Below are 15,293 nucleotides of genomic sequence, written 5' to 3'. Positions count from 1 at the left end.
TTATTCTGTTAGCACATGGCAGCAGCGACAAACGCTGGTGTGACACCTTTGAAGCCCTCGCTGAACCAACCATCAAGGCGGTCAGCAACTCCAGAATTGCCTATATGGAACTGGCCGAGCCATCGCTCGATACAGTCGTTCGGGAGGGGGTTGCGCAAGGCACTCTCGAATTCACCGTCGTGCCCTTGTTTCTGGCCGCTGGGCGTCACCTGCGTAAAGACGTGCCCGCCATGATAGAGGCGTTGGAAAAATCCACAGGGAGCAGCATTCACCTCGGCCCTCCTATAGGGGAAAACCCTCTGCTGGGTCAGGCGATTAAAGATGTGGTCTCCCTTCAGCTTGACCACGGCGCCAAGCAATAAGGAATACCGTTATGAAAAAGCGCGTACTGATGACAGGCGGCACCGGGTTTATTGGTTCCGTGTTGTGCCAAGAGATGCTGACGCGGGGCTACGAACTGACCGTGCTAAGCCGGCAACCTTCGGACAAGGTACGCGCTTTGTGCGGCCAGGTTGACGTTATTGCAAACCTTGAGAGCCTGAGATCTCATCAAGGCTATGATGCTGTGATCAATCTCGCGGGAGAAGGCATTGCAGACAAACGCTGGACGGATCAGCGAAAGCAGGCACTGCGGGACAGTCGTATCAGCCTTACCCATCGCCTCACAGACGTAATCACCAGCTGGGCTGAACCTCCGGAGGTGCTGGTGTCAGGCTCTGCCGTGGGTTTTTACGGCGATCAGGGCGACACCCTGGTGATCGAAGACACGGCGCCCCATGACGAGTTTACCCACCGACTGTGCAAAGACTGGGAGGCCGCGGCACTTGAACTGCGGTCACACGGAGTTCGTGTGTGCCTGTCCAGAACCGGCGTAGTGGCGGGGCCCGGGGGTGGTTTCCTTCAACGCATGGTGCCACCGTTCAAATTCGCGCTGGGCGGCCGCCTGGGCGGTGGCTACCAGTACATGCCCTGGGTTCATCGTGATGATGTCGTAGCCGCGCTTATCTGGATGCTTGAGACACCTGAAGCCTCGGGCGCATACAATGTGGTGAGCCCTAACCCCGCTACAAACCGCGAATTTACCCGCTGCTTGGCGCATGCACTTAAACGGCCGGCGATATTTCCCGTGCCTGCGCAAGTTCTTAAAATTGCCCTAGGTGAAATGTCCCGCCTTCTGTTAACCGGGCAACAAGCCGTGCCCGCCAGATTGACCGACGCAGGCTTCCGATTTGGTTACCCTTCGCTTGATGCCGCGCTTAAAAATGCTGTGGGTTAAAACGTCTGGTTTTTAACAAAAGCGTTGACAGGCTGAGGAGGCTTACTTAATATACGCGCCACCTCGACGAGGCACAGGTTTTAAAGCGTTGCGTCCCCTTCGTCTAGTGGCCTAGGACTCCGCCCTTTCACGGCGGCAACAGGGGTTCGAACCCCCTAGGGGACGCCATTTTCGCTTTTTGAACCCGTTTTGCTTTTCGAATTGTTGTTACTGCAGTGCCGGTCAAATCAGCCACTAGACTCTGTTAAACCCCTATTACGTTTCCCTTCAAAAAACTGCTCGAATTGAAATGTCAACAAACATCGGCAACCGGTATTTCTCTCGTATTTTCGAGTATTTGCGGGGAATTTAGAGAAAAGTGCTGCTATAGTTCGGTAGCGATAGATTGCATGCTTTTATCAACCTGTCTGACTGGCTGACGTTACGACATGCCAAAACTACCGACGCGCTTTCAACGCTTTCGAACAGGCTCTCCCCTGTCTTTCAGGCTGCTTGCCTGGATACTCTTGTTCAGTTCGGCGTTCACGCTGATCGCCTCGGCTATTCAGATCTATTCAGACTATCGTAAAGATCTTTCCCAGATTGACAGCCGCATGCAGGTTGTAGAGTCTGGGTATGCGTCCAGCCTTGCCAGGAGCCTCTGGGCCCTTGATCAAAAATTGCTTCAAACCCAAATGGAGGGCATTCTCAGCCTTCCGGACATTGTTCACCTGCGCCTCGGCATTGAACCGGATTCCGAGCTGGTTATGGGCGAAATCCCTCGAGGAGCCGACACCCGATCACACAAGTTTGACCTGATTCATCAAGGCGACGAGAAGCTCAAGCTCGGCGAACTGACGGTAACCGCCAACCTGGATCGCGTCTATGAGGACTTGAAGCTAAAAGTTGGCATCATTATGGCCACCCAGTTCCTCAAGACGTTTTTTGTTTCCATACTGATCATCTGGATTTTCCAGCACTTTGTTACCCGTCACCTGACCACCATGGCGAATTACGCCAAAGACTTTTCTCTGGCGAACCTAAGCACCCCGCTTACCCTCGATCGTCCGGATACGCCTTCGCATCGCAACGATGAAATCGGCCGCGTAACAGAAGCCTTTAACCAGATGCGCGAACGACTCAGCAACGATATGATCCGGCAAGAAAGAGACGCCGCAGAGATCCACAAATTCTCCAAAGCGATCGAGCAAAGCCCCTCGTCTGTAGTTATCTGCGATCGCCAGTGGCGGGTCGAGTTTGCCAACCACAAATTTACACAGCTTACGGGTTATGACGGAAAAGCCATCGTCGGCAGAAACCCGGGCGCCTTGAGTGATAACGATCTTGAAAATCGCGAAAACCGGCATTTGTGGCAATCCATCCGGTTACAGGTTCAACGGGTTGGTGTCTGGCAGGGCGAAGTTAACAGCTCACGGCGCAATGGCGAGCGGTTCTGGGAACAGTTAATCGTAACGCCAATAAAAGATGGCGCGGGCAACGCCACCGGTTATCTCATACTCGGTGAAGATATCAGCATCCGGAAACGCTATGAGCAGCAGCTTCTGCGCCAGGCCAACTACGATATCCTGACCGGTCTGCCCAATCGCATGCTGGCACTGGACAGGCTCAAACTGGCGCTGGCGCAAGCCAGGCGCGAGAGCTCCATGGTTGGCGTCATGTTTTTGGATCTGGATAATTTCAAGCACATTAACGATACGCTGGGCCATGACGCCGGTGACAACCTGCTGATTGAAGCGGCTCGACGAATCTCCAGCTGCCTGCGTGGAACCAGCACGGTAGCGCGACTGGGCGGAGACGAATTTCTCGTTATTTTGCCCGGCCTCACCGGCCCGGAATCGTCTTCGCAGGTTGCGGAGCGTATTTTAAATACCTTTGGGCCCGCCTATTCTCTGAATGGGCAGGAAGTGTTTATCAGCACCAGCATCGGTATTGCTATTTATCCTACGGATTCGGACAACAGCGGCACCTTGCTCCAACACGCCGACGCGGCCATGTACCAGGCAAAACACCAGGGGAAAAGCTCTTACGCGCACTTCACCCGGGAAATGTCCGAGGTATCCCACGAGCGCCTGCAAATGGAATCCCGTATGCGGCGGGCGCTCGAATTGCAGGAGCTGGAGCTCTATTTCCAGCCCATCGTAGATACCGCAACCGGTAATCTGCAAGCAGCCGAAGCACTGCTGCGTTGGAATAACCCGGTTATGGGCATGGTTTTGCCCGATCGTTTTATCCCGCTGGCCGAAGAGACCGGACTGATTATCCCCATTGGCGAATGGGTTATAGAGCAGGCCTGCCGAGCAGCAACTGACTGGAAGGAAACAACCGGCCTCGACATCGGCATTTCGGTTAACGTGTCTCCCCGCCAGTTTCGCGATCCCGGTTTCACAAACGCGGTTATGCAGGCTCTTTCCAACAATAACCTGGCTCCTGAACGGCTGGAACTTGAAATCACAGAACGCCTGCTTCTTGATAACTCATCAGAAACAGCTGAGATTCTCAAAGCGATGGACCGGGCCGGAATACGCCTTTCTGTTGATGATTTTGGCACGGGTTACTCAGCGCTCAGCTACCTTAAGAGTTATCCCTTCGACACGCTCAAGATCGATAAAACATTCATCCAGGACGTGACAAAAGCGCCTGAAGATGGCGCCCTCGTGCGCGCGATCATCAGTATGGCTCACAGCCTCGGGCTTACCATAATCGCCGAGGGCGTTGAGACCGAACAGCAGACTCACTTCCTGAAGCAAGAGGGTTGTGATTTCGCCCAGGGCTATTTCTACAGCCACCCTCTTCCTGAGAAAGAGTTTACCGAGTGGCTAAAGTCCAATAACCGCATACCAACCTGATTTTCAGGGAATGCCGGAGCCATGAAACCATCCGTTCTTGTTGTTAACTGCGGCAGTTCCTCTTTGAAGCTCGCTCTATTCGACGAGCGTGAGAACAAGCTCGCATCCGCGTTAGCGGAGCGCCTCGGCACACAGGATGCCTTCGCCAGAATTGCGGGTGACAGCGAAACGATTGCGCTTCCAGCCGGAGCCAATCACCAACAGGCATTACAGACACTGATCTCAACCCTGCGTGAACGAGAGTTGATGCCCGACGAGCCGGTGTCCATTGGCCACCGCGTCGTTCACGGAGGAGAAACGTTTCGCGAAGCCGTAATCATCGATAACCATGTGGTAGAGGCCATCAAAGACTGTGCCGGCCTGGCGCCCCTTCACAACCCTGTTAACCTTTCCGGAATAGAAGCAACGCGGGCCTTGTTTCCCGATGTTCCGCAGATTGCGGTATTTGATACCGCCTATCATCAGACCCTGGCACCACGAGCCTACCTCTATGCACTGCCAGAATCCTATTATCGCAACTGGCATGTGCGACGTTACGGCTTCCACGGAATCAGCCATTTTTTCATGGCAAACGAAACCGCCCGACGGCTTGGAAAAACACTCGAGACAACGTCGATTATCTCAGCTCACCTCGGCAACGGATGCAGCATAACCGCGATCAGGGACGGCCTCAGCGTTGACACCAGCATGGGGTTAACACCGCTTGAAGGGCTGATTATGGGTACCCGAAGCGGCGATATTGATCCGGGGCTGTTCGATTATCTGGGTACCTGCGGGATCCCCGAGCGCGAGGTTTACAACGTACTGAACCACCGTAGTGGGCTTCTCGGAATTTCTGGCAAGACCAACGATATGCGAACGCTTTGTGATCTGGCCGATAACGGGCATGAACCTTCCGCCCTTGCCATTGAGATATTCTGTTTTCGCCTGGCCAAGTACGTCGGCGCCATGATGGCGTCTCTGCATCGCTTGGATGCGTTAGTATTCACCGGGGGTATCGGGGAAAACAGCAGCCGGGTAAGGTCAAAAACGTTGAGCCACCTTGGTCTGCTGGGGTTTGATATTGACGCCGGTTTGAACGGGCATCACGGTCGCCTAAGTGACGGCCGGATAGACAAGGCAGATTCGCGCTTCCCGGTGCTGGTGATACCGACCAACGAAGAACTTGTGATCGCCCGTGAGGCCGCGCGCCTGGCCGCCCATTGTTAACGCACGATTAAAGACACCATCTGGAACCTCTTTATGGCCAAAAGCCTGTTTATTGCGCCTACTTCTTTGGATTCAGGGCTCACCTCGGTTTGTCTGGGCCTGTTGCGCGCCATGGAGCGTGTGGGCATCCGTGTCGGATTCTACAAACCCTTTTGCCATTCGGTTAATCGTGGGGAAACGCAGCACAACAATGGCAACGATTCCTCAGTTACTTTTGTCCGCTCACGCAGTCACCTAGAGCCTCCCGATCCAATTCCCCTGAAAAAAGCACAGCAGTGGCTAAATCGCGGCAAATCCGATTTGCTGATGGAAACCGTCGTGGGCGAGTATCAAAAAGTCGCCAGAGACGTCGATGTTGTGATTATTGAGGGTCTTGTTCCCGATCGCCGCGAAGCTTATATCGCCCGGCTAAACGTGGAAGTTGCCGGAAAAATCGGGGCTTGAGCCCCGCAGCAATATCAGCGAGACAAAATGTGAACCCATTGATTACCGGAACGCCTGTGCGGTTTTTAGGGAGAATCGCTTTCGGCTACTCGCAAGCATTCCCTGGCAGTCTGATTTATTGGCGCCCAGGGTATCGGATATCGCGCGGGAGCTTGGCATCCCCGTGCTACACGAGGGCCAGATGCACACCCGACGGGTTCAGAAGGTCTCTGTGTGCGCACGATCTATCCGCAATATGACCGAAACTTTGAGCCCGGCCACGTTGATGGTCACTTCTGGGGTTCGTGAAGACATCATCGTAGCAACGGCGGTTGCGGCTCTGAACGGTGTTGAGTTCACACACCAATACCTACGAAACCGCCCACATGCTGGCAAACCTTTCAACGGCGATTCCCATCAATGACCCTGATCGAATCGAGAAGGCCTTGCCCCTGACATGGCAGAAGCCATGCTTGAAGATAATGTGGTGTCAGGCACCATGATGGCAGCGTTTACAGCACCGGTGAATCCGGTAGCGGGCACGACGTGGAGAAGGTACCGGAAGCAACGGAAATTGCGCGCAAGCGCAGGCCAGACCTGCTTATAGATGGCCCGTTGCAATACGACGCTGCCGCCATCGAAAGCGTGGCGCAAAGCAAGGCGCCCCAAAGCAAAGTGGCCGGAAAAGCGACGGTGTTTATCTTCCCTGATCTGAACACTGGCAACACCACTTACAAGGCAGTTCAGCGCAGTGCCAATGTAGTCAGTATCGGGCCTATGCTTCAGGGTTTGAGAAAACCGGTTAACGATCTTTCGCGGGGTGCGCTGGTGGAAGATATTGTGTTTACCATCGCGTTGACATCAGTACAGGCAAAGCAAGTAGAGGATGCGGGGCTGGCCTGAGGCGGCCAGCCCGCGTAACAAACGGTTCCGTCAGCGTTTGGTGCTCTTCTGACGGACCCTTTTATCGTGGCGCCCCGCCTTGAGATCATTATCCTGTTTGACCTTTTGGCGTGGCGTCTTCCGGTCAACATTGCCGGCAAAAGGATTCTCGCCGGAACGAAATTCGAACCGGATCGGCGAACCTGTAACCTTCAACACCTTGCGGAACGTGTTTTCGAGATAGCGCTTATAGGAACCCGGCAAGGCGTCTGTCTGATTACCGTGCACCACGATAACCGGAGGATTCGACCCACCTTGGTGAGCATAGCGTAGCTTGATCCTGCGTCCGCGAACCAGCGGAGGCTGGTGCTGCGAAATTGCGTCCTCAAGAATAGCCGTCAGGCGATTGGTGGGCCACTTGGCCATGGCAGACTCGTAGCAGGCCTCTACCGAATCGTACATAACCCCCACACCGGAACCGTGGAGTGCAGATATATAGTGTTTGTCGGCGTAATCAAGAAAATCCAGACGACGCTTTACCTGCTCTTTTACCTTGGTGCGGTCTTCCGGATCCATTCCATCCCATTTATTGACCGCCACAACCAGTGACCGGCCGGCATCAAGAACGAAACCAATCAGGTGAAGATCCTGATCAACCAATCCCTGCCGTGCATCCAGCACCAAAATCACCACATGGGCGTCGTCGATAGCCTTCAAGGTTTTGATGATAGAAAATTTCTCAACGGCTTCGTTAACGTTCTTCCGGCGCCGGATACCCGCTGTATCAATCAGGGTGTACTGCTTTTCCTGCCGCTCATAAGGAATGTAAATACTGTCGCGAGTGGTTCCGGGCATGTCATAAACCACTACCCGCTCTTCGCCCAACATCCGGTTGACCAGGGTTGACTTGCCAACATTCGGACGACCCACGATGCCGATACGGATACCCGGATACCGGTCCGCTCGATCTGACTCAACGCGATCTTCTTCAGAAGGCAGCAACAACTCCAGCATCGAACGGATGCCTCGGTTGTGGGAGGCCGCAATCATAAAGACGGTCTCGAATCCGAGACTGTAAAAATCAGCGGCCGCTATGTCCGGGTCCTGACCGTCCGTTTTGTTGACCACCAGATGCGCTTGCTTACCAGACTTCCGCAAGTTATTGGCAATCAGCTCATCGCCGGCTGTCAGACCAGCGCGCCCATCAACCATAAACAGAACAATGTCGGCCTCTTCGATAGCCTGCAGGGACTGCCGGGCCATTTCCGCATCCAGACCTTCTTCTGTGCCTGTCAGACCGCCGGTATCGATAACAATAAAGCGCTGGTCTTCATAGGTGCCCTCACCGTATTTACGATCCCGGGTCAGGCCAGGAAAATCGGCGACCAGCGCATCCCGTGATCGCGTCATCTGGTTAAACAGTGTCGACTTGCCAACATTGGGGCGGCCGACAAGGGCAATTACTGGGGTCATAATGGTTCGCTATAAAATCGTTTTAGGCCCGGCTTGAAGCCGGGCGTTAAGGAAGTACGAATCAGTTTCGCTCCTTCAATGTCAATGCAGACAGTTTACCGCCGTTTCCGAACACCATAAGGTTCCCGTTTTCCAGGCGTTGGAACGGAACCCGAAGGCCGTCGCTGCTGTAACGTTTCTGCCCTACAAGGCTTCCGTCTTCGCTTGAAAGCACATTCATGTAGCCTTCATAGTCGCCAACGACTATGTAATTTTCATACACGGCTGGCTGCGTCAGTTGACGCCAGGACAGGGCATCCTGACGCCATATCTCTCTGCGATCAGAGCCCCGGTATGCGATGACATCACCATTGGCAGACGACAGATAAATTCGACCGTCTCCTACCATTGGCGCGTGCAGAGTGGATGCCTCACGACTCCAGATTTCCTGCCCGGAGCGGATATCAACCAAAGCAAGTTTGCCCTGATACCCGGAAACCATCACCGCCGTGTCAAGAACCAGGGGCTGACCTGCAATGTCGACCAGCCTCTCCAGTTCAGTGCGGCCTTGCGGCTGCCCCACTTCATACTGCCAAATGGGCTGGCCTGCATCGGCTGATAACGCAATGAGCTTGCCGTTGGAAAACGAGGCCAGCACAACATCGCCGCCTACCAGCGGGGCTGCAGCAGCACGCACCGAAAGCGCCGGTACGACACCATCGTACTGCCAACGCTTTTCGCCGGTGGCCGAATCGAACGCGAGAACCCTTCCATCGGTGGTTTGGGCCACCACCAGTGTTCCGTTTGACTGTGGGGCCGCCAGTGCCTCCGTGGGCAGAGCACTGCGCCAGAGTTCGTGACCGTCTTCGCGCGAAAGTGCAATCAGGTCGGCTTCACGAGTGACCAGATAAAGCTGGGACTGATCACCACCAACGCCGGCAAAAATGCGGTTGTCCAGTTCCCGCTCCCATTGCACCTTCCCGGTCTCGGCGTTTACGGCTAGCAATTCACCATCAGCCGAGGCCGCGTAAACTGTCTCGCCCGCGTTAAGCGGTGCCAGATATAAAAATTCGCCATCATGGCCGTCACCGACAGATAGGCTCCAGACCGTATTGAAATCAACGGTGTTGTCTACGTCCGGCACCGGTACCGGCTGTTCAAACGTATCGGTGGTACTGCATCCGGAAACGCCCAACGCCATCGTCAAAACAGAAAAAACGCCAGCCCGAACCAACCTGTTGCCAGCCAAGTGCATCAAGCCCCCTCCCCAACACCTAGATCAGAGAGCTTGAGCTCCAGAATGCCGATACGGCCTTGCTGGCTCTGGTCGCGGGCCACAAGATAGGCATCACGCGCGCCTTCTTTGTTGCCCTGTGCCAGCAGAATGTCACCGCGCAACTCAGAGAAGATAGCGGCGAATGCGCCCGTCGTTTCCTCACTTCCGGCATTCTCAATGGTTGCCAATGCGTCGTCGTGACGCTCGGCCGAGAACTGCGCGCGGGCAAGGCGGTTACGAACAACCAGCGCCAATGCTTTATGATCGCCCGCTTTTTCGAGTGCCCACTGGAGCGAATCAATCGCCGCTTCCGCGTCGTTTTCCTCAACCAGTTGTTGGCGCGCCAGAATTAAATTGCCGTATATCGCGTAGGCGCTGTCGGTGTAATCCTCTCGCAGGGTTTTCGCTACGAAGGCTACTGTCTCTCCCGAGGTTTCATCGGCTTGGTTGGTAAACGCATTCAACAGAGTTGCGAACTGGCTTGCAGCTTCGGCACGCTGCTGCTCCTGATGGTTTTCCCAGGCCTGCCAGCCAAATACAATGGCCAAGGCGGCACCGATGCCAATGAGCAGAGCACTGCCATTGCGCTTCCACCAGTTTTTGATCGCTTCTACCTGTTCTTCTTCGGTGCGCATTTCAGCCATGTTGACTCCTGTAATGGTTGTTTACGTTTAGGTTCGTGCGAATCATGTCGCCAAGGCTTTCGCAAGCACCATTGCCAGATCTTTCTGCGCTACGCTGACCTGATCTTCATCCGAGCGCAGCGGCTTGAGACCCGCTGTGGCGTGTTCCAACTCGTTGTTTCCCAGAATGATCGCGTAGCGGGCGCCGCTCTTGTCTGCTTTTTTCATCTGGCTCTTGAAACTGCCGCCGCCGCAATGGCTTACCACCACCCGGCCCTCCAGCTCGTTGCGCAAATGCTCGGCAAGCGCCATTGCCGGTGCCTCCGCCGATTCGCCCATGGCCGTTACGTAGATATCTGCGTTGCTGTTAGCGTCTTCCGGTGTCAATCCGAGCGTGTCCAGCAACAAAATCAGGCGTTCAAGCCCCATGGCAAAACCAACCGCACAGGTCGGTTTGCCGCCAAGTTGCTCAACCAGGCCGTCATACCGCCCGCCCGCACAAATAGTTCCCTGGGCACCCAGGCTGTCGGTGACCCATTCAAACACCGTTTTACCGTAATAATCGAGCCCGCGAACCAGTGACGGGTTCACGGTGTAGTCAATCCCCGCAGCGTCCAGCAATGCTTTTAGCCGATCAAAGTGCTCTCGTGATTCGGCGTCAAGATAATCTTCAAGACGAGGCGCGTCTGAAAGCAATGTGCGCGTGCCCGGATCTTTGCTGTCCAGAATACGCAGAGGGTTGGACTCAAGGCGTCGCTGGCTGTCGTCATCCAACTGCGTTTTGAACTGCGCCAGATAGTCTACCAGAGCATTACGGAACTCTTTACGTGCCGATGATGAACCGATGGAATTGATTTCCAGGCGAGCATGGGTTCCAAGACCCAACTCCCGCCACAGTCTGGCGGTAAGAATCAGCAGTTCCGCGTCAACATCCGGCCCCGGAATGCCAAAGCATTCTACACCGATCTGATGAAACTGCCGGTAACGGCCCTTCTGTGGCCGCTCATGGCGGAACATTGGCCCGGTGTACCACATTCTGCGAGTCTGATTGAACAACAAACCATGCTGCTCGGCTGCTCGCACACACCCGGCCGTGCCTTCCGGACGAAGGGTCAGACTGTCACCGTTGCGATCGTCGAAGGTGTACATTTCCTTTTCGACGATGTCCGTCACCTCGCCGATGGAGCGTTTGAACAGATCAGTCTGCTCCACCACAGGCATCCGGATTTCCTGGTAACCATATTGCCGCAACACCTTGCGCGCGGTGGCTTCAACAAACTGCCACAGGGGCGTTTGCTCTGGCAGGATATCGTTCATCCCGCGAACTGCCTGAATCTTAGCCAAAGTAAACCCTTAATTCTTTCTGGATAATCGTGCCTGACCGAGGTAACCGATCACTTGTCTGAACGCACAATGATGGCGTTTTCCCGTTCTTTACGAGAGGCAATTTCCCCGCGAATCAGCCGTTCAAGATCATCGGTAAGGTTTGCGTTATCGAGCTTCTGATGCGGCTTACCGCCCATATAAAACAGGTTTTTCGGGCTTCCACCAGTCAGCCCGATATCGGCCTCTTTGGCTTCCCCGGGGCCGTTTACAATGCAACCAATAATGGCGACATCCAGCGCATCTGTAACATCTTCAAGCCGCACTTCCAGATCGTTCATGGTTTGAATCACATCAAAGTTCTGGCGTGAGCAACTCGGGCAGGCAATAAAGTTAATGCCCCGGCTGCGCAAACGCAGGCTTTTGAGAATATCGTAACCAACCTTGATTTCCTGAACCGGATCGGCGGCCAGAGAAACCCGGATGGTATCGCCTATACCGTCCATCAGCAGCATGCCAAGGCCAATGGATGACTTCACGGTACCTGAACGGAGTCCACCGGCTTCGGTGATGCCAAGATGCAACGGCTGCTCAATTTGAGACGCAATTTTGCGGTAGGCAGCCACCGTCATAAAAACTTCCGAGGCTTTCAGGCTGACTTTAAATTCCTGAAAATCGTGGCGGTCGAGAATGTCGATATGGCGCATAGCCGATTCAACCAGCGCATCGGGAGTAGGCTCTCCGTATTTGCGTTGAAGTTCTTTTTCCAAAGAACCTGCGTTCACGCCGATGCGTATGGGTATATTGCGATCGCGAGCCGCGCTGATCACAGCGCTCACACGGTCCTCGCGCCCAATGTTGCCAGGGTTGATGCGCAGGCAATCTACGCCCAGTTCGGCAACCCTCAGCGCAATTTTGTGGTCGAAATGAATGTCGGCAACCAAGGGTACCGACACCCGACTGCGAATCTTTCCGAACGCGTCTGCGGCCTCCATTGACGGCACAGATACTCTCACAATATCGGCACCTGCATCTTGCAACGCTACAATTTGGCCGACCGTTGCATCCACATCGCACGTGTTGGTATTGGTCATACTTTGCACTGCAATGGGCGCATCACCGCCAACGGGTACGTTCCCGACCATGATCTGGCGGGATTTGCGTCTTTTGATCGGGGATTCGTGTTTCATTTGTTTATGACCGAAATTAATAAATGCAAAAAATGTCATATTGTCAGAGTGAACTCTACGCGGTTGTTCTCAACAGGAAAGTCGCGGAGATTCACAGCCTCGCCCTGAAAGCGAATGGTTTTGACGGTGTCTACTGCACCTATAACAACGTTTAAGGGCGTTTCTCCGGAAACGTCGAGCGTGTCTCCTGCTCGTTTCAGCGAACTTGTCAGTTGATGTCCTGTCGCGTCCCGCACTTGCACCCAGCAATCACCCGAAAACGCTATTTCCAGGTTGCCCGAAACCGGGCCGGCATCTTCACTGACCGATGGCTGCGCCAATGCCGGCTCAGTGGACAGCGTCACGATGGGTATCCGGTCCTCTATCGTACTATCTACAGCATTGTCCGGAAGTACCGGAGTCTCGACGTCAACGCCGGTGTTCGGCTCCGGCTGAACACCCGACCCTGTGGGTTCTTCGGCTGAATTCGCTGCGACGGCCTGATCACCCGGCGTCGACGTGGTGGAAAGCGACGCGCCGGCTTCGCCGGCGGTGAACTTCGGCACTACGAACAAAATCACAGCAGCGCCGACGAGTACAAACGCCATAATGATCATAAGCAGCTTGCCAATCCTGCGCTTCCGGTTTTTGCGCCGTTCAATATCGACGAGCGGGCTGGCTTCCCGCTCGCGCGCCTTCTGCTGTCGCGCTGGCTCCAGTTCACGGTCAAGCTCCGCAATAACAGCGTCACCACTGAGGCCAACCTGTTTGGCGTAAGCCCGGATATAACCTTTCAGAAAAAGCTCGCTTCCAATCTGGCCATAATCACCGTTTTCAATGGCCTGGATGATGGTGGCTCTCAAATGCTGCGCGTCAGCAATCTGGGAAACACTCAACCCGTGCTTTTCCCTTGCTTTCTTAAGCTGTTGACTAACGGCTTCAGTCGACACAGTTTGTTCAGTTTCATCACTTGTCATTAGAAATCAGCGCCTTGTATTGTTGGTACTCTACTGACTCCGGATATTTGTTCCTCAACTGCAACACCATGCTGGATTCCTGATTGTTGTCTCCAAGATACCGCGAGATGCGGATGCCTGTTAACAGACTCTCAGGGGAATGCTGCAAACGCTCGTTTCTCTGCATCACCAGCAGCAGACGATCATAATAACGTGCAGCGCCAGCCATATCGCCGGAATTCACCATCGTACGGGAAAGCGAAAGCAGCGACCGAGCGTCGCCGCGGGTCAACTCAGCGGCACGACGATAAGATATAATCGCTTCGTCCAGCTCACCGAGTCGTTCTTGAGTCATACCCAAATTATAGAAGACAGATCCACGGTCGTCGTAATCTGTATCCCGGGAGGCGGCGCGAAACTGGTCACGAGACTCTTCCAGCTGCCCCTGGGAATATAAAAATGCACCGTAATAGACTCGAGCTCGGGTGTACTCCGGGTCATTGGAAATTGCCTGTTTGAAACTTCTTTCTGCAAGCTCTATCTCGCCGTTTGAGTTATGAATCAAACCCAACACTGCAAGAGCTGAAGGATTTTCGGGCGCAAGCTCCAGCGCCCGGTCCAGGTGGTGCCTTGCGCGTTCAACATTGCCTTGCCCAAGATAAGCCGTGGCCAACTGCACGTAGCTTTCAACCGCCTTCTGACGATCCGCCTCACGGGAGAAACGGCTGTCAGTTGTGGTGACGCACCCGGTAATGAACAGAGCGGCCAGCAAGGTTGCAAATGCAGCGAAACGTCCACTCACTGATTTTATAGCCACAGAATGCTTTCCTCGTGGGTCAAGCGTTGCAGTCGTCCGGTTAAGGATTTACCTGCTGAACGTCTATATATCGTTGGCTTCTTCGGGTTCGATCTTCTACCTTCCCAACCAGTTGACCACAGGCAGCGTCAATGTCATCGCCTCGAGTCGTTCTGATGGTTGCGATGTAACCCGCTTCATTCAGCACAGCCTGAAAACGCCGGGTGGCGTTCATGCTTGGCCGGCGAAAGTCACTTTCAGGAAACGGATTAAACGGAATAAGATTGATTTTGCAAGGAAGATCCCGCAGCAGCTCGGCGAGCTCTTTCGCGTGCTCAGGCTGGTCATTCATGCCCTCAATAACCGTGTATTCGATGGTAGCCTTTCGCTTTTCCGGCAAGCGACTAAAGTAGCGCTTCGTTGCCGCCAGAAGTTCCGCGATCGGGTACTTCTTGTTGAGCGGAACCAGCTTGTTCCTCAATTCATCATTGGGGGCGTGTAGCGAAATGGCCAGTGAAACATCGGTAACTTCAGCAAGCTTGTCGATACCCGGCACAACGCCGGACGTACTCAGCGTTACCCTGCGCTTGGAGATCCCATAAGCGAGATCTTCCATCATCAGATTCATGGCATCCACAACATTGTCGAAGTTAAGCAGTGGCTCACCCATGCCCATCATGACAACGTTCGTAATTGGCCGATCCGGGCCGGGCTCAAACGGCATGAACGCTTTGCGTGCTACCCACACCTGGCCGATAATTTCAGCAGCCGTGAGATTCCGATTGAAACCTCGCTTGCCCGTTGAGCAGAACGTGCAGTCAAGGGTGCAACCAATTTGCGAAGAAACGCACAGAGTTCCGCGCTCGCCGTCGGGGATCAGAACCGTTTCGACGTTGTTGCCATTGTCCATGCGCATAACCCACTTGCGGGTTCCGTCTTTCGACGTTTCGTCATAGACAACGTCCGGGCCACGCACTTCGGCTACCAGCTTGAGCTTTTCCCGCAGGGGTTTGCTCATATTAGTCATTTGATCGAAGTCATCCACGCCGCGCTGGTGCATCC

At 54.4% G+C, this 15,293-nt stretch carries 14 protein-coding genes, 1 tRNA gene and 1 pseudogene; 8 read left to right on the top strand and 8 right to left on the bottom strand.

Annotation, left to right across the window (positions count from 1 at the left end; translation table 11 throughout):
* Nucleotides 1–2 precede the first annotated feature (2 nt).
* The 8 genes and pseudogenes from ENI00_RS14145 to ENI00_RS14110 all read left to right on the top strand — a co-directional run.
* A complete protein-coding gene (locus ENI00_RS14145) occupies nt 3–362 on the top strand; it encodes a sirohydrochlorin chelatase (RefSeq protein ID WP_304103725.1) in 360 nt (119 codons plus the stop codon).
* Between the two features lie 11 nt (nt 363–373).
* A complete protein-coding gene (locus ENI00_RS14140; protein WP_304103722.1) occupies nt 374–1,276 on the top strand; it encodes a TIGR01777 family oxidoreductase in 903 nt (300 codons plus the stop codon).
* 92 nt (nt 1,277–1,368) lie between these two features.
* Nucleotides 1,369–1,444, top strand: a tRNA-Glu gene (locus ENI00_RS14135).
* A 260-nt stretch (nt 1,445–1,704) separates the two neighbouring features.
* On the top strand, nt 1,705–4,122 hold the full coding sequence (locus ENI00_RS14130; RefSeq protein WP_304103719.1) for a bifunctional diguanylate cyclase/phosphodiesterase: 2,418 nt from the start codon (nt 1,705–1,707) through the stop codon (nt 4,120–4,122).
* 21 nt (nt 4,123–4,143) lie between these two features.
* Nucleotides 4,144–5,331, top strand: coding sequence for an acetate kinase (locus tag ENI00_RS14125; RefSeq protein ID WP_304103717.1), 1,188 nt, complete (start codon nt 4,144–4,146; stop codon nt 5,329–5,331).
* A 33-nt stretch (nt 5,332–5,364) separates the two neighbouring features.
* Complete coding sequence (locus ENI00_RS14120; protein ID WP_304103714.1) at nt 5,365–5,775, top strand: AAA family ATPase; 411 nt, start codon at nt 5,365–5,367, stop codon at nt 5,773–5,775.
* Complete coding sequence (locus ENI00_RS14115) at nt 5,753–6,178, top strand: DRTGG domain-containing protein (protein ID WP_304103711.1); 426 nt, start codon at nt 5,753–5,755, stop codon at nt 6,176–6,178. Before ENI00_RS14120 ends, ENI00_RS14115 begins: the two co-directional genes overlap by 23 nt.
* An 89-nt stretch (nt 6,179–6,267) precedes the next feature.
* A pseudogene (locus ENI00_RS14110) lies at nt 6,268–6,657 on the top strand (phosphate acyltransferase); the annotation flags it as partial.
* A 30-nt stretch (nt 6,658–6,687) separates the two neighbouring features.
* On the opposite strand, the gene der reads toward ENI00_RS14110, so the two are convergent.
* From der to rlmN, 8 genes are all read right to left on the bottom strand, one after another.
* On the bottom strand, nt 6,688–8,109 hold the full coding sequence (gene der / locus ENI00_RS14105; protein ID WP_304103708.1) for a ribosome biogenesis GTPase Der: 1,422 nt from the start codon (nt 8,107–8,109) through the stop codon (nt 6,688–6,690).
* A gap of 61 nt (nt 8,110–8,170) precedes the next feature.
* Nucleotides 8,171–9,343 (bottom strand): outer membrane protein assembly factor BamB, encoded by a 1,173-nt coding sequence (gene bamB, locus ENI00_RS14100; RefSeq protein WP_304103705.1) that lies wholly within the window; start codon nt 9,341–9,343, stop codon nt 8,171–8,173.
* The gene (locus ENI00_RS14095; protein ID WP_304103702.1) at nt 9,343–10,008 is read right to left on the bottom strand and encodes a YfgM family protein; all 666 of its coding nucleotides are present in this window, start codon (nt 10,006–10,008) and stop codon (nt 9,343–9,345) included. The genes bamB and ENI00_RS14095 overlap by 1 nt, the downstream gene beginning before the upstream one ends.
* Nucleotides 10,009–10,050: 42 nt before the next feature.
* A complete protein-coding gene (gene hisS / locus ENI00_RS14090) occupies nt 10,051–11,331 on the bottom strand; it encodes a histidine--tRNA ligase (protein ID WP_304103699.1) in 1,281 nt (426 codons plus the stop codon).
* A 50-nt stretch (nt 11,332–11,381) separates the two neighbouring features.
* The gene (gene ispG, locus ENI00_RS14085) at nt 11,382–12,500 is read right to left on the bottom strand and encodes a flavodoxin-dependent (E)-4-hydroxy-3-methylbut-2-enyl-diphosphate synthase (protein WP_304103696.1); all 1,119 of its coding nucleotides are present in this window, start codon (nt 12,498–12,500) and stop codon (nt 11,382–11,384) included.
* 35 nt (nt 12,501–12,535) lie between these two features.
* Complete coding sequence (locus tag ENI00_RS14080) at nt 12,536–13,456, bottom strand: RodZ domain-containing protein (RefSeq protein ID WP_304103693.1); 921 nt, start codon at nt 13,454–13,456, stop codon at nt 12,536–12,538.
* Entirely contained in the window at nt 13,446–14,252 is an 807-nt protein-coding gene (gene pilW / locus ENI00_RS14075; protein WP_414674260.1) for a type IV pilus biogenesis/stability protein PilW, read from the bottom strand. The genes ENI00_RS14080 and pilW overlap by 11 nt, the downstream gene beginning before the upstream one ends.
* Nucleotides 14,253–14,292: 40 nt before the next feature.
* Nucleotides 14,293–15,293: 23S rRNA (adenine(2503)-C(2))-methyltransferase RlmN (gene rlmN, locus ENI00_RS14070; protein WP_304103690.1), on the bottom strand; the 1,001-nt coding region annotated here is incomplete at its 5' end.

This window comes from Marinobacter antarcticus (genome assembly GCF_011049865.1).
In the GTDB taxonomy this organism is placed as follows: domain Bacteria; phylum Pseudomonadota; class Gammaproteobacteria; order Pseudomonadales; family Oleiphilaceae; genus Marinobacter; species Marinobacter antarcticus_A.
This window is presented reverse-complemented; position numbering and strand designations above follow the sequence as displayed.